At 63.6% G+C, this 24,968-nt stretch carries 25 protein-coding genes; 16 read left to right on the forward strand and 9 right to left on the reverse strand.

The window, feature by feature from the left end; translation table 11 throughout:
- Positions 1–118: 118 nt before the first annotated feature.
- Positions 119–484 carry a hypothetical protein gene (locus Q0105_RS06460; RefSeq protein WP_298209951.1) on the reverse strand — a complete coding sequence of 122 codons (366 nt, stop codon included), beginning with the start codon at positions 482–484 and terminating at the stop codon, positions 119–121.
- Between Q0105_RS06460 and lepA the strand changes: the two genes are divergently transcribed.
- From lepA to nagZ, 9 genes are all read left to right on the forward strand, one after another.
- Positions 474–2,282 (forward strand): translation elongation factor 4, encoded by a 1,809-nt coding sequence (gene lepA, locus Q0105_RS06465; protein WP_298209952.1) that lies wholly within the window; start codon positions 474–476, stop codon positions 2,280–2,282. The two genes, Q0105_RS06460 and lepA, sit on opposite strands and share 11 nt — an antisense overlap.
- Positions 2,282–3,256 (forward strand): signal peptidase I, encoded by a 975-nt coding sequence (lepB, locus tag Q0105_RS06470; protein ID WP_298209953.1) that lies wholly within the window; start codon positions 2,282–2,284, stop codon positions 3,254–3,256. Before lepA ends, lepB begins: the two co-directional genes overlap by 1 nt.
- A 36-nt stretch (positions 3,257–3,292) precedes the next feature.
- Positions 3,293–3,655 carry a DUF4845 domain-containing protein gene (locus tag Q0105_RS06475; RefSeq protein ID WP_298209954.1) on the forward strand — a complete coding sequence of 121 codons (363 nt, stop codon included), beginning with the start codon at positions 3,293–3,295 and terminating at the stop codon, positions 3,653–3,655.
- The gene (gene rnc, locus Q0105_RS06480) at positions 3,656–4,339 is read left to right on the forward strand and encodes a ribonuclease III (RefSeq protein ID WP_298209955.1); all 684 of its coding nucleotides are present in this window, start codon (positions 3,656–3,658) and stop codon (positions 4,337–4,339) included.
- Entirely contained in the window at positions 4,336–5,340 is a 1,005-nt protein-coding gene (era, locus tag Q0105_RS06485; protein WP_298209956.1) for a GTPase Era, read from the forward strand. The genes rnc and era overlap by 4 nt, the downstream gene beginning before the upstream one ends.
- A gap of 12 nt (positions 5,341–5,352) precedes the next feature.
- The gene (recO, locus tag Q0105_RS06490; RefSeq protein ID WP_298209957.1) at positions 5,353–6,120 is read left to right on the forward strand and encodes a DNA repair protein RecO; all 768 of its coding nucleotides are present in this window, start codon (positions 5,353–5,355) and stop codon (positions 6,118–6,120) included.
- Complete coding sequence (locus Q0105_RS06495; RefSeq protein ID WP_298209958.1) at positions 6,117–6,890, forward strand: pyridoxine 5'-phosphate synthase; 774 nt, start codon at positions 6,117–6,119, stop codon at positions 6,888–6,890. The genes recO and Q0105_RS06495 overlap by 4 nt, the downstream gene beginning before the upstream one ends.
- A gap of 61 nt (positions 6,891–6,951) precedes the next feature.
- Positions 6,952–7,368, forward strand: a complete 417-nt coding sequence (gene acpS / locus Q0105_RS06500; RefSeq protein ID WP_298209959.1) for a holo-ACP synthase — start codon at positions 6,952–6,954, stop codon at positions 7,366–7,368.
- Positions 7,369–7,420: 52 nt separating this feature from the next.
- Complete coding sequence (gene nagZ / locus Q0105_RS06505) at positions 7,421–8,512, forward strand: beta-N-acetylhexosaminidase (RefSeq protein WP_298209960.1); 1,092 nt, start codon at positions 7,421–7,423, stop codon at positions 8,510–8,512.
- A gap of 34 nt (positions 8,513–8,546) precedes the next feature.
- On the opposite strand, the gene Q0105_RS06510 is transcribed toward nagZ, so the two are convergent.
- The 3 genes from Q0105_RS06510 to lysS all read right to left on the reverse strand — a co-directional run bounded on the left by Q0105_RS06510 (position 8,547) and on the right by lysS (position 11,975).
- Positions 8,547–9,245, reverse strand: coding sequence for a mechanosensitive ion channel family protein (locus Q0105_RS06510; protein WP_298210094.1), 699 nt, complete (start codon positions 9,243–9,245; stop codon positions 8,547–8,549).
- 62 nt (positions 9,246–9,307) lie between these two features.
- Positions 9,308–10,342, reverse strand: coding sequence for a diguanylate cyclase (locus Q0105_RS06515; RefSeq protein ID WP_298209961.1), 1,035 nt, complete (start codon positions 10,340–10,342; stop codon positions 9,308–9,310).
- An 82-nt stretch (positions 10,343–10,424) separates the two neighbouring features.
- A complete protein-coding gene (gene lysS / locus Q0105_RS06520; protein ID WP_298209962.1) occupies positions 10,425–11,975 on the reverse strand; it encodes a lysine--tRNA ligase in 1,551 nt (516 codons plus the stop codon).
- A 316-nt stretch (positions 11,976–12,291) separates the two neighbouring features.
- Here lysS and Q0105_RS06525 point away from each other — a divergent pair, with 316 nt between their 5' ends.
- From Q0105_RS06525 to gshA, 3 genes are all read left to right on the forward strand, one after another.
- On the forward strand, positions 12,292–13,197 hold the full coding sequence (locus Q0105_RS06525) for an aminotransferase class IV (RefSeq protein WP_298209963.1): 906 nt from the start codon (positions 12,292–12,294) through the stop codon (positions 13,195–13,197).
- A 152-nt stretch (positions 13,198–13,349) separates the two neighbouring features.
- Entirely contained in the window at positions 13,350–14,258 is a 909-nt protein-coding gene (locus Q0105_RS06530; RefSeq protein ID WP_298209964.1) for an SDR family NAD(P)-dependent oxidoreductase, read from the forward strand.
- A 75-nt stretch (positions 14,259–14,333) separates the two neighbouring features.
- Positions 14,334–15,863: a glutamate--cysteine ligase gene (gene gshA / locus Q0105_RS06535; RefSeq protein ID WP_298209965.1), complete on the forward strand. Its 1,530-nt coding sequence runs from the start codon at positions 14,334–14,336 to the stop codon at positions 15,861–15,863.
- A 570-nt stretch (positions 15,864–16,433) separates the two neighbouring features.
- Here gshA and Q0105_RS06540 read toward each other — a convergent pair.
- Complete coding sequence (locus Q0105_RS06540; RefSeq protein WP_298210096.1) at positions 16,434–16,604, reverse strand: oxidoreductase-like domain-containing protein; 171 nt, start codon at positions 16,602–16,604, stop codon at positions 16,434–16,436.
- A 47-nt stretch (positions 16,605–16,651) separates the two neighbouring features.
- Positions 16,652–16,903 (reverse strand): hypothetical protein, encoded by a 252-nt coding sequence (locus tag Q0105_RS06545; protein ID WP_298209966.1) that lies wholly within the window; start codon positions 16,901–16,903, stop codon positions 16,652–16,654.
- A 93-nt stretch (positions 16,904–16,996) separates the two neighbouring features.
- Between Q0105_RS06545 and ylqF the strand changes: the two genes are divergently transcribed.
- Positions 16,997–17,971 (forward strand): ribosome biogenesis GTPase YlqF, encoded by a 975-nt coding sequence (gene ylqF, locus Q0105_RS06550; RefSeq protein WP_298209967.1) that lies wholly within the window; start codon positions 16,997–16,999, stop codon positions 17,969–17,971.
- A 201-nt stretch (positions 17,972–18,172) separates the two neighbouring features.
- The gene (locus Q0105_RS06555) at positions 18,173–20,476 is read left to right on the forward strand and encodes an EAL domain-containing protein (RefSeq protein ID WP_298209968.1); all 2,304 of its coding nucleotides are present in this window, start codon (positions 18,173–18,175) and stop codon (positions 20,474–20,476) included.
- Positions 20,477–20,586: 110 nt separating this feature from the next.
- Here the strand turns inward: Q0105_RS06555 and Q0105_RS06560 are convergent, their stop codons facing one another.
- A complete protein-coding gene (locus Q0105_RS06560; protein ID WP_298209969.1) occupies positions 20,587–20,730 on the reverse strand; it encodes a hypothetical protein in 144 nt (47 codons plus the stop codon).
- Between the two features lie 220 nt (positions 20,731–20,950).
- On the opposite strand from Q0105_RS06560, the gene Q0105_RS06565 reads away from it, so the two are divergent.
- Positions 20,951–21,973: an OmpA family protein gene (locus Q0105_RS06565; protein WP_298209970.1), complete on the forward strand. Its 1,023-nt coding sequence runs from the start codon at positions 20,951–20,953 to the stop codon at positions 21,971–21,973.
- A gap of 179 nt (positions 21,974–22,152) precedes the next feature.
- On the opposite strand, the gene Q0105_RS06570 is transcribed toward Q0105_RS06565, so the two are convergent.
- A complete protein-coding gene (locus Q0105_RS06570) occupies positions 22,153–22,602 on the reverse strand; it encodes a hypothetical protein (protein ID WP_298209971.1) in 450 nt (149 codons plus the stop codon).
- Positions 22,603–22,932: 330 nt separating this feature from the next.
- The gene (locus tag Q0105_RS06575) at positions 22,933–23,856 is read right to left on the reverse strand and encodes a hypothetical protein (RefSeq protein WP_298209972.1); all 924 of its coding nucleotides are present in this window, start codon (positions 23,854–23,856) and stop codon (positions 22,933–22,935) included.
- Between the two features lie 119 nt (positions 23,857–23,975).
- On the opposite strand from Q0105_RS06575, the gene Q0105_RS06580 reads away from it, so the two are divergent.
- Positions 23,976–24,911, forward strand: a complete 936-nt coding sequence (locus tag Q0105_RS06580; protein ID WP_298209973.1) for a succinylglutamate desuccinylase/aspartoacylase family protein — start codon at positions 23,976–23,978, stop codon at positions 24,909–24,911.
- The last annotated feature ends 57 nt before the right edge of the window (positions 24,912–24,968 follow it).

The raw sequence follows: 24,968 nt of genomic DNA on the forward strand, positions 1-24,968 counted from the left end.
GCCGATGCCCCTGATTTGGCTGGGTCTTTTGGTGGGGACTTTTTTTTGTGGGGTTTTGCCAGCGTCCTGACGCAAAGTCTAGATGTTAGCTTTTGCTAACTTTTTGGACCTCTATCAATCAGATTCGATAGAATAGAGGCTTCCGTTCAACGCTTATCTGCATATTGACTGGCGTCGGGTTCACGATGCGGGATGTTGTTGTGCAATGCACAGCCGATCCACAGCTCACCCACAAGTTGTCCAGCGTTGTTGTTGTGTCAACTGTGAATAAACTGTGCATAAAATCCTCGTTGCAGACCAACAACTCTCTTTGGATGCAGTCGAGCGGGCTTTCCCCGGCAGCCTTTTTGCCTACAATGAAGTTCCAACTATCGCAGTTGCCAATGATTGTTGGTTCAGGGCGCGTCGCCACTCGACGCGCCCTTTTTTCTTGTGGGCGCCGTTTTAATTCAATCACTTGACGCTTTCCGTTGATGAACAACATCAGAAATTTTTCCATCATTGCGCACATCGACCATGGCAAGTCGACGTTGGCCGACCGCCTGATCCAGCGATGTGGCGGGCTTGCAGAGCGCGAGATGGAGGCCCAGGTTCTGGACTCGATGGACATCGAAAAAGAGCGTGGGATAACCATCAAGGCGCAGACCGCGGCGCTGCAGTACAAGGCCCAGGATGGGCAGATCTACAACCTCAATTTGATCGACACGCCAGGGCATGTGGACTTCTCGTATGAGGTGAGCCGTTCGCTGTCTGCATGCGAAGGCGCGCTGCTTGTCGTCGATGCCTCGCAGGGCGTGGAAGCACAGACCGTGGCCAACTGCTACACGGCGCTGGACCTCGGTGTGGAAGTGCTGCCCGTGCTCAACAAGATGGATCTACCCAATGCCGATCCGGACAACGCGAAGGCCGAAGTTGAGGATGTGATCGGTATCGACGCGACGGATGCCATTCCCTGCTCGGCCAAGACTGGCATGGGCATCGACGAGATTCTCGAAGCCATCGTGGCCAAGGTGCCTGCGCCGCGCGGCAATGCCAGTGGCCCGCTGCGCGCGATGATCATCGACAGCTGGTTCGACAGCTACGTGGGTGTGGTGATGCTGGTGCGTGTGGTCGACGGCCGGCTGCTCAAGGGCGAGCGCATCAAGATGATGGCCAGCGGGGCTGTGTACAACGCCGACAACCTCGGTGTGTTCACCCCGGCCAACGAGCCACGCAATTCGCTCGATGCGGGACAGGTGGGCTACATCATCGCTGGCATTAAAGAGCTGCAGGCCGCCAAGGTCGGCGACACCATCACGCTTGAAAAGAAGCTGCCCAACAACGCGGGTCCAGCGGCCGAGGCGCTGCCTGGCTTCAAGGAAATCCAGCCCCAGGTGTTCGCGGGCCTGTACCCGACAGAAGCCAGCGAGTACGACTCGCTGCGCGATGCGCTGGAAAAGCTCAAGCTCAACGATGCGTCGCTGCACTACGAACCCGAGGTCAGCCAGGCGCTGGGTTTTGGTTTCCGCTGCGGCTTCCTGGGCCTGTTGCACATGGAGATCGTGCAGGAGCGCCTGGAGCGCGAGTTCGACCAGGACCTGATCACCACCGCGCCCAGCGTGGTCTACCAGGTGGTCAAGGCCGATGGTGAAGTCATCATGGTCGAAAACCCCTCCAAGATGCCCGACCAGGGCCGCCTGGAGGAAATCCGCGAACCCATCGTCACGGTGCACCTGTACATGCCCCAGGACTATGTGGGCCCGGTGATGACGCTGGCCAACCAAAAGCGTGGTGTGCAGATGAACATGGCTTACCACGGCCGCCAGGTGATGCTGACGTATGAAATGCCGCTCGGCGAGATCGTGCTCGATTTCTTCGACAAGCTCAAATCCGTCTCGCGCGGCTATGCCTCCATGGACTACGAGTTCAAGGAGTACCGTGCCTCCGACGTGGTCAAGGTGGACATCCTGCTCAACGGCGAAAAGGTAGACGCGCTGTCGATCATCGTGCACCGCTCGCAGTCGCAGTACCGGGGCCGTGCGGTGGTGGCCAAGATGCGCGAGATCATCAGCCGCCAGATGTACGACGTGGCCATCCAGGCGGCCATTGGTGCCAACATCATCGCGCGCGAGACCATCAAGGCCCTGCGCAAGAACGTGCTGGCCAAGTGTTATGGCGGTGACATTACCCGCAAGCGCAAGCTGCTCGAAAAGCAGAAGGCGGGCAAGAAGCGGATGAAGCAGATCGGTTCGGTCGAGGTGCCCCAGGAGGCGTTCCTGGCCATTTTGCAGGTGGAAGATTGATGCAGTTCATGCAAATTCTCACGTCGTTGGTGCTGGCCGGGTTCGCTGGCTATGTGGGCGCCTGGTACTTTGGCGCCATCGAGGGCAACTTTGCGTTGCTGCTGTTCCTGGCCACGGTGATCACCGGCGCCTACTGGCTGGGAGAGCGGTTTTATTTCCTGCCGCGCCGCCGCCGTGCGGCGCAAGCGATTGAAGATGCCGCCGTGGCGCGCCGCGCAGAACTCGATCGCATGGGCATTCAGAAGGTTGATGTGGATGTGCAGGAGGCCAAGGGCCAGATCCTCATGCAGCCCTGGTGGCTGGACTGGACCGCCGGGCTGTTCCCGGTGATCGCGGCGGTGTTCTTCCTGCGCTCGTTCCTGTTCGAGCCCTTCAAGATTCCGTCGGGCTCCATGATTCCGACCTTGCTGGTGGGCGACTTGATTCTGGTGAACAAATTCACCTATGGCGTTCGGCTGCCGGTCATCAACACCAAGGTCATCGACGGCAACAAGCCCGAGCGCGGCGATGTTATGGTGTTCCGCTACCCGCCCCAGCCCAACCTGGACTACATCAAGCGTGTGGTGGGCGTGCCTGGCGACGAGGTGGCCTACATCAACAAGCGCCTCACCATCAATGGCAAGGCCATCGATACCAAGGCTGTGCCGGACTTTTTTGAAGAAGACGTGATGCGCTACTTCAAGCAGTTCGAGGAGCAACTGGGCGACAAGCCCCACCGTTTGCTGAACAACCCCGACGTGCCCGCTTTTGTGCAAGGTGCCAGCAATTTTGCCTATCGCGAAAACTGCCGCTACAGTGTGGAAGGGGTCGCTTGCAAGGTCCCTGAAGGTCACTACTTCATGATGGGCGACAACCGCGACAACTCGCTGGACTCCCGCTATTGGGGTTTTGTGCCAGAGGGCAATATCGTCGGCAAGGCCTTTTTTGTCTGGATGAATTTCGGTAATCTCAAGCGCATCGGCTCGTTCCATTGAGCCGTGGCCGCTGCACACAACACTGAGGGGTAATTTATGAAGATGTATCGCACCGCAAGCCGCTCGCGCCAGCGCGGGCTGTCTTTTATCGGCTTGATCTTTATCGGTCTGATTGCGGTGGCCGCATTCGCCATCGGCGGGCAGTCCGTCCCCATCTTCCTGGAGTACACCTCCGCGAAGAAGGCCATTGAAAAAGCCAAGGTGGAGACCACGGTGCCGGGCGTGCGTGCAGCGTTCGACCGCGCGGCGGCGATTGATGACATCCGGTCCATCCAGGGCAAGGATCTGGAAGTGACGAAACGTGGCGACAAGGTGGTGGTGTCGTTCAAGTATTCGCGCGAAATCCCTTTGGCGGGCCCGGCCTATCTGGTTTACCGCTTTGAAGCGCAGACCAACTAGGTGCAGCCCGGCCTTATTGCGTTGCAGGGCCGCCTGCAGCATGTTTTTTCCGATCCTTCGCTGCTCCAGCGTGCCACCACGCACCGCAGTTTTTCTGCGGACCACAACGAGCGGCTTGAATTTCTGGGCGACTCTGTCCTGAACCTGGCGGTGGCCAGCCTGCTGTACCAGCGGCTGTCCGCCTTGCCGGAAGGCGACCTTTCGCGGGTGCGCGCCAATCTCGTCAAGCAGGACACCTTGCACCAGCTCGCCCTGCGGATCAAAGTCTCCGAGGTGCTGCGCTTGGGTGAGGGAGAGGCCAAGTCCGGCGGGCAGCAGCGCCCGTCCATCCTGGCCGACGCGCTGGAGGCTCTGATTGGCGCCGTGTATCTGGACGCGGGCTATGCCAGCGCTGAAGCACTGGTGCACCGCCTGTTTGAAAGCGTAGAAATCAACCCCCAGATGCAGGCGGCGTCCAAGGACGCGAAAACCGCGTTGCAGGAGTGGCTCCAGGGCCGCAAAATGAAGCTGCCGCAGTACAAAGTGGTGGCGACCGTGGGCGCGGCCCACCGCCAGACCTTTGATGTCGAGTGCGATATTCCCGAACTGAGCCTGACCGAACGCGGTATCGGTGGCTCGCGCCGGGCGGGCGAGCAGGCGGCTGCGGCAGCCATGCTGGCCACATTGAAAGCAAAGAATTTATGAATGATGCTACTAAAAATGTAGCTGGTGACGGTGGCGCAGAAAGCACCTCCGTGCAAAATGACCTCGAAGCCATGCTGGCCGCAGCTGCGGTGCCCGCGGCGGTTCCGGGCCAGCGTTGTGGCGTGATCGCCATCGTGGGCAAGCCCAACGTGGGCAAATCCACGCTGCTCAACGCCCTGGTGGGCCAGAAGATCAGCATCACCTCGCGCAAAGCGCAGACCACGCGCCATCGCATCACCGGCATCCGCACGCTGGAACAGACGCAGTTCATTTTTGTCGATACGCCGGGCTTTCAGACCCGCCACGCCACGGCGCTCAACAAGTCGCTGAACAAAACCGTGATGGGCGCGATTGGCGATGTGGACCTGATCCTGTTCGTGGTCGAGGCGGGCAACTTCACGCTGGCCGATGCCAAGGTGCTCTCGTTGTTCAAGCCCGGCATCCCCACGCTGCTGGTGGCCAACAAGCTTGATATGGTGCACCGCCGCGCCGAGCTGGCGCCCTGGCTCAAGAGCATGCAAGAGCGCCACCCGTTCGCCGAGTTCGTGCCCATGTCGGCCAAGAACAAGGGCGACATCGAGCGCCTGTTTGGCATCTGCGCCAAATACCTGCCTGAGCAGGGCTGGTGGTATGCCGAAGACGAGCTCACCGACCGCAGCGAGAAGTTTTTGGCCAGCGAGACCGTGCGTGAAAAGCTGTTTCGCTTCACGGGCGATGAGCTGCCCTACACCTCCACCGTGGTCATCGACAAGTTCGATGAGGAAAAGAGCAAGCAGCACAAGCGCCTGGTGAAAATCGCTGCCACCATCGTGGTCGAGCGTGACAACCACAAAATGATGGTGATCGGCGACAAGGGCGAGCGCTTGAAGCGCATTGGCACCGAGGCCCGCCAGGAGCTGGAAAAGCTCATGGATGCCAAGGTGTTCCTTGAACTGTGGGTCAAGGTGCGCTCCGGCTGGGCCGACGACGAGGCACGCGTGCGCTCCTTCGGCTACGAATAAACCTGAGCTTCCGTGGCTGCCGCCAAGCGCATTTCCGATGAACCGGCCTTTGTGCTGCACAGCTACGACTGGAGCGAGTCCAGCCTGATCCTGGAGGTGTTCTGCCGCCGCCAGGGCAGGGTGGCGCTGGTGGCCAAGGGTGCCAAAAAGCCCACCTCCAACTTCCGCCCCGTGCTGCTGCCGCTGCAGCCCTTGCACCTCACCTACACCCTGGCAGGTGATGGCAATGCCGATATTCACACCCTCAAGGGGGCAGAGTGGGTGGGTGGCCATGTAATGCCCACGGGCGATGCCCTGTTGTCGGGCATGTACCTCAACGAGCTGCTGCTGCGCCTGCTGGCGCGGGCCGACGCCCACACCGCGCTGTTCGATGCCTATGCGGGCGTGGTGCGCGTGCTGGCCAGCGAGCATGGCGATGCGCTGGAGCCCGTGCTGCGCAGCTTCGAGCTGCTGCTGCTGCGCGAGATTGGCCTCTTGCCCAGCCTGGACGCACAGACCATGACGCTGGCCCCGCTGGAGCCCGGCACACGCTACGTGCTGGTGCCCGAGGGCGGCCTGCGTGTGGCTTCGTCCGCTGATCGGGCCGCGTTGCCGGGCAGCCAGTGGCAGGCCCTGCAGTGTGCGCTGGATGACGATGCCGAAAGCTACACCGCCACACTGCGCGCCTGCGCACCCGTGGCCGCCGAACTCAAGCCCCAACTGCGTGCTGTGCTGCAATACCATTGCGGCAGCCCTACGCTGCGCACCCGCCAGCTCATGATCGACCTGCAGGCCCTATGAACCCACATCCACGCACCGCTTTGTCCGTCAACGTCAACAAGGTCGCCCTGCTGCGCAACACGCGCCACCTGGGCATCCCCAGCGTCACCCGCGCGGCCGAGTTGTGCCTGCAGGCGGGCGCGCAGGGCATCACCGTGCACCCCCGGCCCGACGAGCGCCACATCCGCAGCCAGGACGTGTTCGATTTGGCTGCGCTGATGAAGGCCTGGCCCGACCGCGAATACAACATCGAGGGCAATCCGTCGCAGAACCTGATGGATTTCATCCGCCAGGTGCGCCCCCACCAGGCCACCTTTGTGCCCGACAGCGAAGACCAGTTCACCAGCGACCACGGCTGGAGTTTTCCGCAGGATGCCGAGCGCCTGGCGCCTCTGGTCGCCGAATGCCGCAGCCTGGGCGTGCGCGTGAGCCTGTTCATGGACCCGGTGCCCGAGCAGATGGCTGCCGCCAAGGCCGTGGGCGCCGACCGGGTTGAGCTGTACACCGAGCCCTACGCCGCCGCCTGGGGCACGCCCCAGCACGCCATCGAGCTCGCGCACTATGCGGCCGCAGCGCAGGCCGCGCTGGACGCGGGCCTGGGGGTGAACGCAGGCCATGACCTCAACCGCGACAACCTGGCGGCCTTTGTGCGCGGCGTGCCTGGTGTGCTGGAGGTCTCGATCGGCCATGCCCTGATCGCCGATGCGCTGGAGCTGGGCTATGCCGCCACAGTGCAGGCCTACCTGGGCTGCATCGAGGCGGGGTTTGCAGGCAAGGTCAGTAGCTCCTGATTTGATAGCTGCTAGCGCTTGATAGATAAGCGCTAGAGGCCAATTTCATTCAAAATTCACCATGATCTACGGCATTGGTACCGACATCTGCGACGTGCGCCGCATTGCCGCCAGCCTGGAGCGCCATGGCGAGCGTTTTGCCCATAAGGTGCTGGCCGATGGCGAGTTGGCCACCTGGCGCGAACGCAGTGCGCGCTGGCCTGACCGGGGCCTGCGTTACCTGGCCACCCGCTTTTCCGCCAAGGAGGCCTTCAGCAAGGCCATTGGCCTGGGTATGCGCATGCCCATGACCTGGCGCCACTGCGAAGTGGCCAAGCTGCCCACAGGCCAGCCAGTGATCGTGCTGCATGGCGATCTCAAAGATTGGTTCGAGGCCCGTGGCCTCACGGTGCACCTGAGCGTGACCGACGAGACCGATTACGCCGCCAGCTTCTGCGTGGTTGAGAAAATTGAAGCGAAATTGGCCTCTGGCGCTTGATGGATAAGCGCAAGGCGCTATTGTTTTTATAGTAATTTCATTGTTGAAACCCATGATCGAACACGCACCCCTGATCCTTGACGTGGCTGGCACCACGCTGACTGCCGCCGACCGCCGCCGCCTGGCGCACCCGCTGACTGGCGGCGTCATCCTGTTTGCCCGCAACTGGGAGAACCGCGCGCAGTTGCTGCAGCTCACCTGCAGCATCAAAGCCGTGCGCGACGATCTCTTGATCTGCGTGGATCACGAGGGCGGCCGCGTGCAGCGCTTTCGCACCGATGGCTTCACGCACCTGCCGCCCATGCGCGCGTTGGGCGAGATGTGGATGGATGACGGCAAGGGCGCCAAGGCTGTGCCGGGCAGCGGTGCGCTGCGCGCCACCAACGCGGCCACGGCCGCGGGCTATGTGCTGGGCGCCGAGCTGCGCGCCTGTGGTGTGGATTTCAGCTTCACGCCCGTGCTGGACCTTGATTGGGGCGAAAGCGGCGTGATCCGCGACCGCTCCTTTCACCGCGACCCGCGTGTGGTCGCGCTGCTGGCCAAGAGCCTTATGCATGGCCTGCTGCAAGCGGGCATGGCCAATTGTGGCAAGCACTTCCCCGGCCATGGTTTTGTCAAAGCCGATTCGCACACCGAGGTGCCGGTGGACAAACGCAGCCTCAAGGCCATCCTGGCCGACGATGCCGCGCCATACCCCTGGCTCAGCAGCACGCTCACCAGCGTGATGCCCGCCCATGTGATCTACCCCAAGGTGGACAGCCGCCCCGCGGGTTTCTCGCAGCGCTGGCTGCAAGATATCCTGCGCCGCCAGATGCGTTTTGACGGTGCCATTTTTAGCGACGACCTCAGCATGGAAGGCGCGCGCCGCCTCGAAGGCCAAGTGGTCAGCTACACCGACGCCGCCGTGGCCGCGCTGGACGCGGGCTGCGACCTGGTGCTGCTGTGCAACCAAAGCCTGGGCGATGGCCGGGCGGTGGACGAGTTGATCGAAGGCCTGGAAAAAGCCCGCCAGCAAGGCCGCTGGCAGCCCAGTGTGGACAGCGAATCCCGCCGCGTGGCGCTGCTGCCCGAGACGCTGCCCCAGGCCTGGGACGACCTGATGTACCAGCCCGCCTATCTGCAGGCGCTGGATTTGCTGCCGTGAGCGGAAAGCGCAGCCACCACGCCGCGCTCCTCCCCTATGGCTGAGGTGGTGTAGGGGTCGCCGCTATCCCCGAACCGGTGGTTGGCGGCAGGGCGGCCGGAGCACTTTGTGCGGCGTCCGCCGGGCTGGCAGGGGAGTTTGGTGCGGTGGGTGCTGCAGGAGGAGCCGGAGGGGTTGGCACCCCCTGGAACCTGCGCACCACCCGCTGGAACATCAGCGTATTCGGAATCTGCAGCCAGGCGTGGCCATGCTCGGACGTCCGGTCTTCCAGCGTGGTGTAGAGCAGGTTGATGTCCACCACGCGCCCCATGGCGCCCACTTTGTCGGCGGTGTCCAGCACCTCTATGTATTCCCCCAGGCGGAAAGGCCGCACGGTAAAGATCAGCAGCGCGCAAAACAGGTTGGAGAGCACGCTCCAGGCCGCAAAGAACGCCACCGCGCCCACCGTGGCAAAGCCGGTGAACGCCGTCCACAGCACCGTGGCTGACACCCCCATCCGTTCCAGCACCAGCAGCAAGGCACTGGCGACGATGATCCAGCGGATCAGGCCATTGATGGGCGCCAGCATCTCGTCGGGCAACTGGTAGTGCACGCTTGCGCGGCGCACGATGCGGCGCAGCAACTTTTGCAGCAGCCAGGCCACAAACAGGATCAGCAGGATCTGTGCGCCTGGGACGATGACTTCCAGCCAGTCCTGAACCCAGTCGGGCAGGCGGGCTTTGAGGGCTTGCATGCGGTACGCGGCGGTGCGGGCGCTGCGCTCCGTGGCGTCGAATGATAAAAATTGCAGAAAACTCAATTGCGCAATTGCTCCAAGGTGTCCATTTGCATTTCAAAGCTGAAAAAGCGATTGCGGCCCTGCGCCTTGGCGGCATACAGCGCCTGGTCGGCACGCATGATCATGCTTTCAGCATTGGTGTTGTCGTCGGGCACGCAGGTGGTGATCCCCCCCGACAGCGTCAGCAGCCTGCCCAGCGGCGAATTGGGGTGCTCAATGGAGCGCACCTTCAGCAGCTGCCCCAGGGCCCGGGCAAAGGTCATGGCGCCCGAGCGCGGCGTGTTGGGCAAAATCAGTGCGAATTCCTCGCCGCCGTAGCGCGTCGACACATCGCGGGGCCGCACGCACACATCACGCAACAGGCGGCCCACATCCCGAAGGCAGGCATCGCCCTTCAAGTGCCCGGCGGAATCGTTGAAAAGCTTGAAATGGTCCAGGTCGCACAGCATCAGCGTGAGCGGCATGCCCTCGCGGCGCGCGGCCAGGATCTCGTTGTGCAGAATGCGGTCAAAACCACGGCGGTTGATGAGCCCCGTGAGGGCGTCGATCTCCACCATCTCATTGAGTCGCTGGTTGGCCGTGTGCAACTCGGCAGACATCTGCACCAGTCTGCGGCGCATGTCCCGCAGGCGCTGCATGGCGCGCAGCTTGGCCATCATGACGATGGGCTTGACGGGCTTGACGAGATAGTCATCGCCACCCACTTCAATGCCGCGCCACACGTCCAGTTCGTTGTCCAGGCCCGACAGGAAGATGATGGGAGTCCAGTCCCCGGCCTCGCTCTCGCGCATCTGTTGGGCCACCCAGTAGCCGTCCTGGCCGGGCAGCCGGATGTCCAGCAGCACCAGGTCCGGGCGATGGGTCTTGAACAGCTCCAGTGCGGTGATGCCCTCGGATGCCTCAAAAACGTCGGACACCCCGGCCCGCCGCAACTCGGCCACCAGCGCAGCGCGCACGGAGCGCTGGTCCTCGACCACCAGTACCGAGAAAGCACTGCCCGGAGGCAGGGGCTCGGAGGGCGGGGTGGGCGTGTTGGTGGGTGTGAATGGCACGGTGTGTCTCCTTGGGGCCGTCAAAAGGCGGGGGCTGAGGCACCGGGGAGGGCATCGTCCCCGGCAACTGGCCCCATAGGCCTCAGGATTCGCGGCGCAGAGCCGGGAACAGGATCACGTCGCGAATGCTGGGGCTGTCGGTCAACAGCATCATGAGGCGATCGATGCCAATACCGCAACCCCCCGTGGGCGGCATGCCGTATTCGAGCGCGCGCACAAAGTCGTGGTCGTAGAACATGGCTTCGTCGTCCCCGCTGTCCTTGGCGGCCACCTGGGCGTGAAAGCGCGCGGCCTGGTCCTCGGCATCGTTCAGCTCGCTGAAACCGTTGCCGAACTCTCGGCCCGTGATGTAAAGCTCGAAACGCTCTGTGACCTCGGGGCGGGTGTCGTTGGCACGCGCCAGGGGCGAGATCTCGGTGGGGTGCTCCATGATGAAGGTGGGCATCCATAGCTTGTCCTCCACCGTTTCCTCAAAGTACAGCACTTGCAGGCTGGCCAGGGTGCGGGCCGAGAGCTTGTCCTTCTCTTCCGTCATCCCCAGCTTCTTGAGCGCGCTGATGAGCCAGGCGGCATCGTCCACATGGGCGCCGGCCTCGGTGTACTGGAAGATTGCTTCGCGGATGGTCAGCCGGGCAAAGGGCTGCGACAGGTCTACCGCGCGGCCTTGGTAGGTCAGCTGCAGCGATCCCGTGGCCTTCAAAGCCACCTCGCGGATCAGCGTCTCGGTGAAGTCCATCAGGTCCAGGTAGTTCCAGTATGCCGCGTAGAACTCCATCATGGTGAACTCGGGGTTATGGCGCACCGAGATACCTTCGTTGCGGTAGCTGCGGTTGATTTCGAACACCCGCTCGAATCCGCCCACGATCAGGCGCTTCAAATACAGCTCGGGCGCAATGCGCAGGTACATCTCCTGTTCCAGCGCGTTGTGGTGCGTCACGAACGGCTTGGCATTGGCCCCGCCAGGGATCGGGTGCAGCATGGGCGTCTCGACTTCGAGGAAGCCGTGGCTCACCATGAACTCGCGCAGGCCGCTCACCGCCTTGCTGCGCGCCATGAAGCGCTTGCGCGCCTGCTCGTCGGTGATCAGGTCCACATAGCGCTGGCGGTACTTCTGCTCCTGGTCGGCCATGCCGTGGAACTTGTCAGGCAGCGGGCGCAGGCTCTTGGTGAGCAGGCGCAGGGAGGTTACCTTGATCGACAGCTCACCCGTCTTGGTCTTCATCAGCGTGCCCTCAGCACCCACGATGTCGCCCAAGTCCCAGTGCTTGAAGGCGGCATACAGATCTTCGCCCACGGCATCGCGCGTCACATAGAGCTGAATGCGTCCGCCCACGTCACCCAGCGAACCATCCTGCACCGTGGCAAAGCTGGCCTTGCCCATCACACGCTTGAGCATCATGCGGCCGGCCACGCTGACGCTGACGGGTGTGGCTTCCAGCGTTTCATTGGCGGTTTCACCGTGATCCAGGTGCAGCTGCGCCGCCTTGTGCGCGGGTTTGAAGTTGTTAGGGAAGGCCACACCGCCGCCGCTGGCTTGCACTTCGCGCAAGGCACGGAGCTTTTCGCGACGCTCGGCGATGAGTTGGTTGTCGTCTTGGGAAGGGGCGGGTAGGGGTTGGGATGTGTCTGACATGGATGTCGCGGCCGGTTTTGGGGGGCAATATGGAAGGCCAAAACCCTCAATTCTAGTTTTTATGAACGGCCTTGTTGAGAGGGGGTGTCACCAGGGCTGCTTTGGCGCAGCAGCAGATCTTCGTTTTGCAATCCATCGAATCATTGAGTGTGTCTGTCATGGTTCGATACGATTTGAGAAAAACAGCCTGCTGTTTTGGCCGTGCGAGCCAATTTTTGGCTCAGTTGTAGGGACTGAATTCCAGAAGCAAGGTCGCAGCATTAGGGGCTGCGTTGCCTCCGCAGCCGCTTCACGCGGCGCACGTCAGAATAGGGGCATGAGCACCTTACCCGATTACTCCCAGGGCGTCGCCTATGTGCGGGGCCAGTATGTGCCCATTGGCGAGGCCGCGATACCGATCACCGATTGGGGTTTTCTGCGGTCCGACGCGACCTATGACGTGGTCACGGTGTGGGACGGCGCGTTCTTTCGGCTCGATGCGCACATGGAGCGTTTTTTGGCCAGTTGCGCGCGTTTTCGCCTTGATCCGGGGCGCACGGCTGCCGAGATCGCGGCGGTGTTGGAGCAGTGCGTACGCCTGTCGGGCCTGCGCAGTTCGTATGTGGAGATGATCGTCACGCGCGGCCAGCCGCCCTGGGGCTCGCGTGATCCGCGCCAGGCCGTCAACCAGTTCTACGCTTTTGCTGTGCCCTATGTGTGGATCGCCAACGAGGCGCAGCGCGCGCAGGGGCTGAACCTCATCGTCAGCGATGTGCAGCGCATCCCGGCCAGCAGCGTGGACCCGCGCGCCAAAAACTACCACTGGAACGACCTCACCATGGGGCTCCTGGGCGCGCTCGATGCCGGGGGCGACACGGTGGTATTGCGTGATGCGGCGGGCAACGTGGTGGAGGGGCCGGGCTTCAATGTGTTTTGCGTGAATGCGCAAGGCCGCATCGTCACGCCCGCGGAGGGCGTGCTGGAGGGCGTGACGCGGCGCACGGTGATCGAGATGGCCGCCGCGCTGGGCCTGCCACTGGATCTGCGCGCGCTGCCTGCGGACGAACTGCGGGGTGCGCGCGAGGTGTTCTTGTCCACCTCGGGCGGTGGTGTGCTGCCGGTGACGCGGGTGGACGGCCAGGCCGTGGGTAACGGCGCCGTGGGCCCGGTGGTGCGCCAACTGGTGCAGACCTATTGGGATTGGCACCGCGACCCGCGCTACAGCCAGCCGGTGCGGTACTGACCACGGGTGGGCGCCTGGTGGCGGCGCGGCGCAGTCGCGCGCGCAACCGTCGTTACGCGGCGGGTGGCTTACAGTGCCACGCGCAGGTTTTTTTCCCTCGTCCATTTCTCAAACACAACCAATTAACTCACCAATCAACAGGAGAAGCATCCATGGGTATCGACTTCCAAGGCCGCGTGGCCATCGTGACGGGCGCAGGCGGTGGCCTGGGCCGCCAGCATGCACTGGCGCTGGCGGCGCGGGGCGCCAAGGTGCTGGTCAATGACCTGGGCGGCGCGGTGGACGGCAGCGGCGGCACCGCGGTCGCGGCGCAGGCCGTGGTCGATGAGATCCGCGCGGCGGGCGGCGAGGCGTTGGCCAATGGCGCGTCCGTCACCGATTTCGCGGCCGTCGAGGCCATGGTGCAACAGGCGATCGACGCCTGGGGCCGTGTGGACATTCTGGTCAATAACGCGGGCATCCTGCGCGACAAGTCGTTTTCCAAGATGGACATGGCAGATTTCCGCCTGGTGGTGGATGTGCACCTGATGGGCGCTGCCAACTGCTGCAAGGCCGTGTGGCCGCACATGGTGGCCCAGCAATACGGCCGCATCGTGATGACGACCTCCTCCACCGGCCTGTACGGCAACTTTGGCCAAGCCAACTACGGTGCGGCAAAGCTGGCCCAGGTGGGGCTGATGCAGACGCTGGCCATCGAAGGCGCCAAGTACAACATCCATGTGAACGCCCTGGCACCCACGGCCGCCACCCGCATGACCGAAGGCCTGATGCCACAAGAGGTGCTGGACGCCTTGAGGCCCGAGGCCGTGGTGCCCGCCATGCTGGTATTGGCGCACGAAAGCGCCCCCAGCCGCACCATCCTGTGCGCGGGCGCGGGCACCTTCGAGGCCGCCCACATCACGCTCACCCAGGGCATCCACCTGGGTGTTGGCGCCGATGTGCCCGAGCAACTGGCGGCCCGCCTGGCCGAGGTGACCGAGCGTGCGGGCGAGCAAGTACCACAAAGTGGTGCAGCCCAGGGAACCAACGAGGTCGGAAAGGCCATGGCGGCCAGGGTTTAAGCCAGGTCCACACACGCCAGCCTGCTCCGTGCTAAGTTCCGGGCCGATAGAAGGACGTTGGATCGGTACAAAGACATGAGCACATTGCAAGAGAGACTGGCCGCCGCCTACCCGGTGGATGCCCTGGCAGGGATCCGCCGCGGCATCGAAAAAGAAGGCCTTCGGGTGCTGCCCAAGGGCGGCCTCGCCCTCACGCCGCACCCGCTGGCGCTGGGCTCGGCGCTCACGCACCCGCTGATCACCACCGACTACAGCGAATCGCAGCTTGAACTCATCACCGGCGCCCACAAGGGCGTGTTGGCCTGCCTCAATGAGCTGACCGAGGTGCACCAGTTCGTGCAGCGCACGCTCAAGGACAGCGGCGGCGAGCTGCTCTGGGCCTCCAGCATGCCCTGCGGCCTGCCCACGGACGAGACGATTCCGATTGGCCGGTATGGCAGCTCCAACGTGGGCCGCGCCAAAAGTGTGTACCGCATGGGCCTGGGCTACCGTTACGGGCGGCGCATGCAGACCATCTCGGGCATCCACTACAACTGGTCGCTCCCGGGCGTGACGAGCGAGCAGTATTTTTCGCTCATCCGCAACTTCCGCCGCCATGCGTTCGTGCTGCTGTACCTGTTTGGGGCCTCGCCCGCGCTGTGTTCGTGTTTTGTAGAGGGGCGCCAGCACGGCCTGCAATCGATGGAGGGCGGCGAGGCGCTGTACCTGCCACACGCCACCTCGCTGCGCATGGGGCGCCTGGGCTACCAGAGCGACGCGCAGGCCACGCTGGCCGTGAGCTACAACGGCCTCACGGGCTACGCCAACTCGCTGCACGAGGCACTGACCAAGCCCTATCCAGCCTATGAAGCCGTGGGCGTGCGCAACCCTGGCGGTGACTACAACCAGCTTGGCACCAGCCTGCTGCAGATCGAAAACGAGTTCTACGGCACCATCCGCCCCAAACGCACCGTGCGCACGGGCGAGCGCCCGCTGCACGCCTTGCGCGAGCGCGGGGTGGAATACGTCGAAGTGCGGCTGATGGACCTGGACCCGTTCGTGCCAGTGGGCATCACGGCGCCCACTATGCGTTTGCTTGACGTGTTTTTGCTGCACTGCCTGTTGTCTGACAGCCCGCCCGACACACCCGCGGAGATCGCCGAACTCAAGCACAACCAGCACCTCACGGCAGAGCGGGGCCGCGAGCCGGGCCTGCACCTGACGCGCAACGGCCAGAGCGTGCTGCTGACCGAATGGGGCGCCGAGGTGCTGGCCGAGTGCGCGCCCTTGGCGGCGGCGCTCGACGCCACCCACGGCACGGATGACTACAGCGCCGCGCTGCGCGACGCTCAAGCACTCCTGGCCGCCCCCGAGCGCACGCCATCGGCCCGTGTACTCGACCGCATGGCGCGCGAGCACCACCACAACTTTGAGGTCTTTGCCCGCCAGCAATCCATGGCCGCCCGCGATGCACTGCTGGGACTGCCCTGGATGGCTGAGCAGCAGGCGCGTTACCTGGCCATGGCTGACGAGTCGATTGCCGCGCAAAAAGCCATCGAAGCTGCCGATACGCTGCCTTTCGAGGAGTGGCGCGAGCAGTACATGGCGGTGAAAGAGCTGGGTTGATGCTATTGAATTGGTAGCTATTGGCGATTGTCTATCAAGCGCTAGAGGCTGTTTTTATCTGGAATCACTTCTGCGCCCACTGTTCGGGCTGAGCGTGTTGAAGCTTGGGTATTCCCCCACCCGTTCGGGCTGAGCTCGTCGAAGCCTGGGTTTGTTGGCTGATTTGGATGTATGCCTGGGTTCGGGGCGGTTGCGGGGTGCGCCGTGGAACTCGCTGTGCGCTGCGCGCGCCGCTCGGACAACCACGGCGAGTCAGATGACGAGGCATGCGCGCACTAGCGCGCATGCTCACCCCACAACCGCCCCGCCGCAGGCGCAGCCAGATGGGGTGGACAGCCGAACATCCAAACAACCACACGGGCCATCGCTGCGCTCGGCCCCCATCTCGCTGGCGCAAGCGCCACGCGCTGCGCCGCCGGGCGCACACCCCGGCTCCCGTCCTCAGCCCAGGCATGTGGCTTGATGAGCGCACGGTTTCGACAAGCTCAGCCCGAACGGTAGGTGTAGAAGTTTTGCTGCACAATTAATAGCGCTTGATAAATAAGCGCTACAGCCCAAATTGCTAGAAGATCAGCCCTGAAGCTGCAGCAGCGCTTCCTGCCGCCAGTATTCGGCGGCGTCCAGAAACCCCTCCCACACGCAGCCATTGCAGCCGCGTCCGCAGCAGGTGGTGGGTTCGGGCGGCGGCTTGCGCAGGGGGATGCCCGCATCGGCCGCGCGCTGCTGCAGGGCCTGGAACATGGACTGGGCCGAGGCGCCGTCCACGGCGCGGACCTCGGATGCCGTTGTCACGGCTGGCTGCGCCCGGCCTTGGCGCGGCGCACGCCGTATTGCACCCCGAACGCAATGCCCAGCACCAGCGCAAACCAGCCCACCAGCGCCGCCTGGGCCATCAGTTCGCGCACGCTGGCAGAGCGGGCCACATAGGGCGCCAGCAGGATGACCAGGCCGATCAGGGCGCAGGTCACGCCCTTGAACAGCAGCTCCTTGTCGGCCTTGCTGGCGGCTGTTTTGCGCGGGGTGTCGATGGGGGTGGGCATGAGGGCAAAAAACGCTGTGGTGCGGAGCAGGGAAGACCGCGATTATCCTTGCCACCCTCAGATCGTCTAGAAAACAGAAGAAAGTACCCCCGCATGGCCATCCAGTGGTTCCCCGGTCACATGCACCTGACCCGCAAAGCGATCACCGAACGCATCAAGGACATCGACGTGGTGATCGAGGTGCTGGACGCGCGCCTGCCCGGCTCCAGCGCCAACCCGCTGTTGGCCGAGATCACGGGCCACAAGCCCACGCTCAAGGTGCTCAACAAGCAGGACGTGGCCGATCCCGAGCGCACGGCGCTGTGGGTGGACTGGTACAACGCCCAGAGCGACACGCGCGCCGTGCCGCTCGATGCGTCCGACCCCGCGCCCGCGCGCAAGCTCATCGACGCCTGCCACCTGCTGTCGCCCAACCGGGGCGGCATGGCCAAGCCCATGCGGGTGCTGATCTGCGGCGTGCCCAACGTGGGCAAGTCCACGCTGATCAATACGCTCAGCAACAAGCGCCAGGCCAAGACCGGCGACGAGGCGGGCATCACCAAGCTGGAGCAGCGCATCACGCTGGCCGACGATTTTTACCTGTGGGACACGCCCGGCATGCTGTGGCCGCGCATCGTGGTGCCCGAAACCGGCTACAACCTGGCCGCCAGCGGCGCCGTGGGCCGCAACGCCTACGATGAAGAACTGGTGGCGCTGGAGCTGCTGCGCCGCCTTCAGCAGAACTACGCCCCGCTGCTGGAGGCGCGCTACAAGCTCGGCCTGCCCGCCGGTGCCATGGCCAGCATGCACGACGAAGAACTGCTCGAAGCCATTGGCAGAAAGCGTGGCGCCATGCTGGGCGGCGGCCGGGTGAACTTGCAAAAAACGGCCGAAATCGTGATGACGGACTTCCGCTCCGCCATCCTGGGCCGCATCACGCTGGAGACGCCCGCTGAGTTCGAGGCCTGGCGCGCCGCCGGCCTGGCCGAGGACGCCAAGCGCCAGGCCAAAAAGGACGCACGCGCCAAGGCCAAAGGCAAGGGCTCCGGCGTGCGCGAGCCCGCGCCGGGCAGCGACAACGCGGACTGATGGATTGACACCCATTCGTGCTCAGTTGGCAAAAGCTTCTCAGGCTGGTGCCGAAGGGTTGTGTCATTTTGTAAAAATATGTTTGCGCGTGGCGCTGCGCGGATAGGCGTTGCTGTTGTAGGCCTGCGGCAGTGCGCATTTTGTGAGTAGGTATTTGGCTGCGCTGCGGTTACGATAATTTTTCGTTTGCTAACCCATCCCATGGCCGAAACCTCTGTTGTATCGTTGCCTGACCACGAAGATGCCACCACGCGCCATCTGGTGTGGGTGGCGGGCTGGGCTGTGATGCTGATTGGCTGCACCATCGGTGTGCTGCTGATTTTTGAGGAGCCCCTGCTGCCCACGATGGTGGCCCTCAATCTTGCAGGGGGCCTGGCTGGCGGCGCGGCGCTGCTGCTGGCGCGCCTGAAGTGCTGGACCGCGGCTGCCTACGTGCTGGTGTTGGGTGCGTGGGTGGTGGTATCGGTGGTGGCGGCGCTCAACGGCGGTGTCAACGGGCCCAATATGCTCAGCTACCCCGTGATCATCGTGCTCGCTGGCTGGCTGCTTGGGGTGCGGGCCACGCTGGTCCTGCTGGGGTTCACGGCACTGTTGTTCCTGGGGTTCATCGGGGCAGATGCGCTGGGTCTGATCGCGCCGCCGCGGGCTGTCAGCCGCATGACAGAGGGGGTGTTCCTGGGAGGAATTCTGATACTCACGGGGATAGCCACGCTGCTCTCTCGCCACAACTACATGGGCAGGGTGCAAGAGGCGCTGCAGACCGCCGCCCACCTGGCCACCAGCGAGGTGGCGCTGCACAAGCTGCTGCGGGCCGTGGAGCAAAGCCCCGAGAGCATTGTCATCACCGACCTGGAGGAAAACATCGAGTATGTGAACGAGGCCTTCGTACACCGCACGGGCTTCGCGCGCGAGGAGGTGATCGGCGGGACATCGGCCAGCTATTCGAGCAATGGCCTGCTGGTGACGCAGCGCGAAGGCCTGCGCGCGACCCTGGCGCGGGGCGAGAGCTGGGCGGGCGAACAGGTCAACTACCGCAAGGACGGACAGGCGCTGACGGAATCGGTGGTGGTGGCGCCCATCCGTCAGCCCGATGGCCGCGTGAGCCACTATGTGGAGCTCAAGCAGGACATCACCGAACGCAAGCGCGCGGCCGATGAAATCCATCGCCTTGCACATTTCGACAGCCTCACCAGCCTGCCCAACCGCTCCACGCTGGTGGAGCGCCTGCATGCGCTGCGCGAGCGCGCGGGCCACGCGCCTTCCATGCAGCATGCCCTGTTGCTGCTGGACCTGGACCGGTTCACCACCTTCAACGACGCGCGGGGCAGCGAGATGGGCGACCGCCTGCTGTGCGCGGTGGCGCTGCGCCTGTCCGAGATGCTGCCCGCCCAGGGCCTGCTGGTGCGTGTGGCGGGCGACGAATTTGGCGTGGTGCTGCATGGGCTGGGTGTGGATGTTTCGCTGGCCGGCCGCCATGCGCTGGCCTTTGCCGAGGAGCTGCAGACCGTCTTGCTGCGCCCCCTGCGACTGGAGGGCGATGTGCAGGATGCCCAACTGGGTGCCAGTGTGGGGATCACCCTCTACCCGCAAAGTGCTGGCGACGGCGCGCATGACGCACTGCGGCGCGCGGGCATGGCCCTGCACAGGGTCAAGCAGGCGGGCGGCGGGCGTGCCGCGTTCTTCGAGCAGGGCATGGGCGAAGCGGCGGAGCAGCGTTTTCGTGTGGAGCGCGAGTTGCGCCATGCGATTGGCGCGGGGGAGCTGCGGCTGCACCTGCAGTCGCAGGTGGACGCACAAGGCGAGATCACGGGGGCCGAGGTGCTGGTGCGCTGGCAGCACCCGCTCGACGGCCTGGTGCCTCCCAGCGTTTTTATTCCGATTGCAGAAGAGTCAGACCTTATCGTGAGCCTGGGTGAGTGGGTGCTGGCGCATGCCTGCACCCTGCTTGCCCAGCCTGTGTTCGGCGAGCGGCAATTGCGGCTGTCGGTCAACATCAGCGCGCGGCAGTTCAGGCAGCCGGGTTTTGTGCCGCAACTGCGGGCGCTGCTCGCGTCCACGGGCGCAGACCCCCGGCTGCTCACGCTGGAGGTGACCGAGGGATTGGTGATCGATGATTTCGACGACGCCGTGGCCAAGATGCGAGAGCTGGCGATGTTGGGCGTGGACATCTCGCTCGACGACTTTGGCACCGGGTACTCGTCGCTGGCCTACCTTAAGCGCCTGCCCATTCAGGAGCTCAAGATCGACCGCTCCTTTGTGCACGATGCGCCCACCAATGCCGACGATGGTGTGCTGGTGGAGGGCATCCTGTCGGTGGCCCGCCACTTTGGCCTGCGCGTGGTGGCCGAAGGGGTCGAAACCCAGGCCCAGGCCGATTTTCTGAGCCAGCGTGCCCCGGACATCGTCTACCAGGGCTATCTGTTCGGCAGGCCCGAACCCGATGTGCAGTGGCTGGACCGCCTGGCGTCCACGGTGCGTCCACAGCAACACGCAGCTGGCGGCTAATTTTTTGAAAGAAATTGGCTGCTGGCGCTTTATTTGTAAGCGCTAGCAGCTATGTATTTGATAGCGAATGCGCTATGCCGTGCGACCGGGGCACGTGCCACGCAGGCTACTTACTTGTTCTTGTCTTTGCCCCTGGGGATCACGGCGGTGATTGGCGCCATGGGGCGGTCGGAGCCACTGTGTTCCTTGGGGGGCGAAGTGTCCTTCTTGGGTTTCTTTGCCATCTTGTTGCTGCGTTGTTCGCCTTTGGCCATAGGGCCTCCTTAAAAGGTCTCGGGATGGGACCGCGTGCCGGATGGTACGTCACAAATCGGGTGTTTTTCAGCGGGGCGGTGTCTGCCTTTTGCGGCCATTTCGTGATTTTCTTGGCGCCGTAACTTTTGACCCCCCGCCTATGATGGCCTGCGCCCAAAAGCCAGTGCACGCATTTGTGCCGCAGCGATTCTTCATTTTCTGATTCAAGGGACAAACACCATGGCAATGCTGAGCTTTCGTCGGTGGGGGAGCGTTTTCTGTGCGGGCTTCGTGGCCCTGGCGTTCGGGGGGGCTGCATGGGCGCAGGACATGGCGGGCAGCAAGGACCATCCGGCCGTCAAGCGCTTCGGGGGCAGTTCCATCGTGGGCTACGAAGTCCGCAACTTCGATGAGATCGAATTCCAGACCTCCACGTTCAAGGAATACGACCTTGCGGCCAGCGCTCGCCGTTATGTACAGCCACCGCTGAAGCTGGAAGGCAAGCTCACGCGCCTGTGGTACGAGGCGCCCGGCGAGACCCGTTCGCTGGAGATCTACCGCAACTACGTGAATGAGCTGGTAGCGGCCGGTTTTCAGCCGCTGTACGACTCCACGGGCGACACGGCCGTGCGCCGCTGGAACAACTTCATGGCCACCTTCAGCAAGGGCAAGAAGGACTACATCAAGAACAGCCGCACCGAGTTCGTGATGTACGCGGCCAGCGTCGGCAGCATTCGCACCGGCACGTTCCAGAAAGACAACACCACGGTGCGCCTGCTGGCGATCGACTGGCCCAAGAGCGACAAATCCTACAAGTCCCGCGAAGGCGCCTACATGGCCGTGGACGTGATGGAGACAAAAGCCATGGAGCAGAACATGGTGGTGGTCAGTGCCTCGGACATCAGCAAGTCCATCACAACCAATGGCAAAGTCGCCATCTACGGCATCCTGTTTGACACCGGCAAGGCCGACGTCAAGCCCGAATCCAAACCCTCGCTCGACCAGATCGCCGCCTTTCTGAAAGCCGAGCCAGGAGTGAAGCTGCATGTGGTTGGGCACACCGACGGCGTGGGCGGCTTTGACAGCAACATGGCGCTGTCCAAGCGCCGGGCCGATGCGGTGGTGGCCGTGTTGGCCAAGGACTACGGCATTGCCGCCAACCGCCTGGTGGGCAACGGTGTGGCGTCGCTTGCGCCCGTGGCGAGCAACATCAGCGATGAGGGCCGGGCGAAAAACCGGCGGGTGGAGTTGGTGCCGCAGTAGGCCAAAGGATGACGGATTGCCGGATGGCCGTGCCGTAGGTGGGTGCGCGGGCGGCAGGTACTACCTGTGTTCGAAGGGGTTTGTGGCGGCAGGGACAAACGGAGCCTCAGCGCCTACGTTAAGCGGTGACAACGAGCGAAGCACGTTGGTGTCCGGTTGAATGAACGGGGGGTTAGGCCTCACCTTGCGGCAAGCGCTGACTCTACTTTTTTACGGTCAATGTGTCGCTCAAAAGATGACATTGCGCGGGCGACGTTTGGATCCGCCATCAGCTCCTGCATCGCGCCCCGACCAAGGATATCGAAAGCGGCTTGCATCGACTGGGCTCCTTCAGTTTGTATTGCTCTCCGCGCTTCCGAGGGGCAACTCTCGCTAAGTAGTTTTGTGACAAGAACACCAACAACTTTCGAGGACTGATCAAGATCTTCCGGTGTCGCGGAAGACAGATTCTTAATCTCGGCATGTGTCGAGATTCCCACGAACATCCAGCGTGCCAGCGCTTTCCGATCCTTGCCTGACGTATTGTCTGTAAGGCAGTGTCCCAGCGAGTCGGCGTCTGGGCCAGCGGATGCGGTCAATGTGGTCATGGCAGTCAGAGCCATGACGAGAAAACTTCTGATTTTGATCATGGTGTCAAAGCATATGAATGAGCGCAGCCATGGTACCTCGGTTGCTCGATGGCGGGCGACTATGCGTGGTCCCGGAGTCCTGATGCCTGGCGCAATGTATCCCGCAGATACCTGCGGGATCAACTGGCTGATGCGAGATATTTTGGGCACAGATTTCTCCTGAAAGCGGCTTGCAGATTGGGCGTGCAGTCGCTGCACGGCTCAAACAGCCAAGTATAAAAATTCCGCAAAACCCAAAAAATCTGTATCGCGCAGACTATCGCGGGAGAGCGGGTGGACTGGCGTACCCCACAGCCCCCTTCGCGCCAAGCCGATACGGCGGCCCCCGGCCTAGTGGGCCACGTCCCGCTCGGCCTGGGCGCGAATGCGAGCCTCGACCACGGCGTAGAACTGCAAAAGGCGCACGATGTGGTCGGCCGCGTAGCGGGGCAGGGGCTCGCGGCTGCTGCTTTGGCGCTGTGTGTAGGTGAACTCGACCACGGCGGGGCCTTCACGGGCTTCGTCCACATGGATCAGGTAGGCGCTGTGGGCGTTGTCTTCGTCGTCGCCCGGCGCGTCTTCGCCGTTCTTCCAACTGAACTTGAGCGCGCGGCCCCAGGGCTCGCCCTTGTGCATGCAGGGTTGGCGTGCGCCTACCCAGATGTCGCCTTCCCAATAACCGTTGCGGTCGCTGTTCCACCAGTCGTTGTACCGCTCGGTGAACACCGGCAGGCTGGTGAAGGCTTCGATGTGTTCGGCCGTCAGCGTGGCCAGCAGGTGCTGGTAGAGCGGGTAGCGGGCGCGGTGCTGGCCTACGGCCTTGCGCGCGTAGTCGAGCACGCCGCGCCAAGCCTGCTGGCATGCCTGCCAGGCCTCGGGATCGGCATTGGGCACCAGCGCCTGCCATTCACCCGCTTTGCCTTGGCTGTAGCGGCGATACAGCAGCGCGAGCTGCGGGGTGGTGGGTACGGCGCTGCGCAGCACGGTGGCGGCCAGCCGCTGCCACCAGTTGCTGGGGGCGGGCACCTGTTCGACCCCCAGGTAGAAGTCCCAGGCTTTCCAGACGGTGATGAATATGCTGTCGTCGCGCAGGTCGCCTTCATCGTCCACATGCCGTCGGCACAGCGAGAAATCGGTCTGATCGAACCAGCCGTCGGCGGTGTATTCCTTGTGCGCAATCACCGGCGTGCGCAGCACGGCCAGGATGTTCTCGATGCTGATGGCGCCGTCGGGGCACAGGTCGTCGGCCAGCGGGCAAAGGTGGGCGGTGGGCATGGGCGGCAGCGGGGTGGTAGAGCAAAACCCGCGGGCATCGTACACCCCGGCCAGCACGCGGCGGGTTTTGAGCGGACAATGATGTGTTCTCTTATTAATGACGGCATGCCCTCGCCACCATGACCCAGAACCCTCCCGTTTTTGAAGTCCTCCCCCGCGACCTTTCGGCCTACCGCCAGGGCAACGTCGGGATCGACTATGTGCACCGCTTCGAGTCTGGCAAACCCGGCCCGCATGTGCTCATCAATGCTCTCACCCACGGCAACGAGATTTGTGGCATGGTGGCTGCCACGCACCTGCTCGACACGGGGGTACGTCCCCTGGTGGGCACGCTGACCGTGAGCTTTGCCAACGTGGCCGCCTACGAGTCGTTTGACCAAAGCCGTCCGTTCGAGAGCCGCCAACTGGTGCACAACCTCAACCGCGTATGGTCTGCCGCTGAGCTTGACGGCAGCGAAGACAGCCCCGAGCTGCGGCGCGCCCGCGCCCTGCGCCCGGTGGTGGCGGCCGCCGATCACATCCTGGACATCCACTCCACCAGCCAGGACGTGCAGCCGTTCTGGGTGTACCCCGGCTACCCGCGCAACGCCGAGGCCGCGCTGGCCCTGGGCCGCCCGCCCGTGCACCTGGTGATGCCCAGCGGGCTGGGTTCGGGCACGCCGCTCATCCAGCATGGCCGCCATGGGCAGGCCGATGGCACGGGAGTGGCGCTGGTGGTGGAATGCGGCCAGCATTTCCGCCAGGCGGCGGCCGACGTGGCCACGGTGGCGACGCTGGACTTTTTGGCGCATTTTGGGCTGATTGCTCCCGCCGCTGATCGGCCCGCACCGGGTGTGCAGCACCGCTACGAGTTGCTGGAGACCTGCATGGTGCGCACGCCGGAGTTCCGCTTTGCGCAGCCCGTGCGGGGCTTTGAGGTGTTTGCCAAGGGCGATCTCATCGCCACCGATGGCCCGCATGAGATCCGCGCGCTGTGCGACGACTGCACCGTGCTCATGCCCACGCGCGACCCCATCGTGGGGCGCGAGGCGGTGTATCTGACACGCCCCCTTTGAGCCGCACGGGCGGGCGGCCCCTAGAGGCTGTTGATACGGTCTTCAAATGGGCATTGT

It is taken from the genome of Acidovorax sp. (assembly GCF_027492855.1).
Classification (GTDB): Bacteria; Pseudomonadota; Gammaproteobacteria; order Burkholderiales; family Burkholderiaceae_C; genus Acidovorax.

Coding starts and splice junctions, on each gene's coding strand:
- lepA (WP_298209952.1), top strand. CDS start 474: ATGAACAACATCAGAAATTTTTCCATCATTGCGCACATCGACCATGGC.
- Q0105_RS06460 (WP_298209951.1), bottom strand. CDS start 484: ATGTTGTTCATCAACGGAAAGCGTCAAGTGATTGAATTAAAACGGCGC.
- lepB (WP_298209953.1), top strand. CDS start 2,282: ATGCAGTTCATGCAAATTCTCACGTCGTTGGTGCTGGCCGGGTTCGCT.
- Q0105_RS06475 (WP_298209954.1), top strand. CDS start 3,293: ATGAAGATGTATCGCACCGCAAGCCGCTCGCGCCAGCGCGGGCTGTCT.
- era (WP_298209956.1), top strand. CDS start 4,336: ATGAATGATGCTACTAAAAATGTAGCTGGTGACGGTGGCGCAGAAAGC.
- Q0105_RS06495 (WP_298209958.1), top strand. CDS start 6,117: ATGAACCCACATCCACGCACCGCTTTGTCCGTCAACGTCAACAAGGTC.
- acpS (WP_298209959.1), top strand. CDS start 6,952: ATGATCTACGGCATTGGTACCGACATCTGCGACGTGCGCCGCATTGCC.
- nagZ (WP_298209960.1), top strand. CDS start 7,421: ATGATCGAACACGCACCCCTGATCCTTGACGTGGCTGGCACCACGCTG.
- Q0105_RS06510 (WP_298210094.1), bottom strand. CDS start 9,245: ATGCAAGCCCTCAAAGCCCGCCTGCCCGACTGGGTTCAGGACTGGCTG.
- lysS (WP_298209962.1), bottom strand. CDS start 11,975: ATGTCAGACACATCCCAACCCCTACCCGCCCCTTCCCAAGACGACAAC.
- Q0105_RS06525 (WP_298209963.1), top strand. CDS start 12,292: ATGAGCACCTTACCCGATTACTCCCAGGGCGTCGCCTATGTGCGGGGC.
- Q0105_RS06530 (WP_298209964.1), top strand. CDS start 13,350: ATGGGTATCGACTTCCAAGGCCGCGTGGCCATCGTGACGGGCGCAGGC.
- gshA (WP_298209965.1), top strand. CDS start 14,334: ATGAGCACATTGCAAGAGAGACTGGCCGCCGCCTACCCGGTGGATGCC.
- Q0105_RS06540 (WP_298210096.1), bottom strand. CDS start 16,604: ATGTTCCAGGCCCTGCAGCAGCGCGCGGCCGATGCGGGCATCCCCCTG.
- Q0105_RS06545 (WP_298209966.1), bottom strand. CDS start 16,903: ATGCCCACCCCCATCGACACCCCGCGCAAAACAGCCGCCAGCAAGGCC.
- ylqF (WP_298209967.1), top strand. CDS start 16,997: ATGGCCATCCAGTGGTTCCCCGGTCACATGCACCTGACCCGCAAAGCG.
- Q0105_RS06555 (WP_298209968.1), top strand. CDS start 18,173: ATGGCCGAAACCTCTGTTGTATCGTTGCCTGACCACGAAGATGCCACC.
- Q0105_RS06560 (WP_298209969.1), bottom strand. CDS start 20,730: ATGGCCAAAGGCGAACAACGCAGCAACAAGATGGCAAAGAAACCCAAG.
- Q0105_RS06565 (WP_298209970.1), top strand. CDS start 20,951: ATGGCAATGCTGAGCTTTCGTCGGTGGGGGAGCGTTTTCTGTGCGGGC.
- Q0105_RS06570 (WP_298209971.1), bottom strand. CDS start 22,602: ATGATCAAAATCAGAAGTTTTCTCGTCATGGCTCTGACTGCCATGACC.
- Q0105_RS06575 (WP_298209972.1), bottom strand. CDS start 23,856: ATGCCCACCGCCCACCTTTGCCCGCTGGCCGACGACCTGTGCCCCGAC.
- Q0105_RS06580 (WP_298209973.1), top strand. CDS start 23,976: ATGACCCAGAACCCTCCCGTTTTTGAAGTCCTCCCCCGCGACCTTTCG.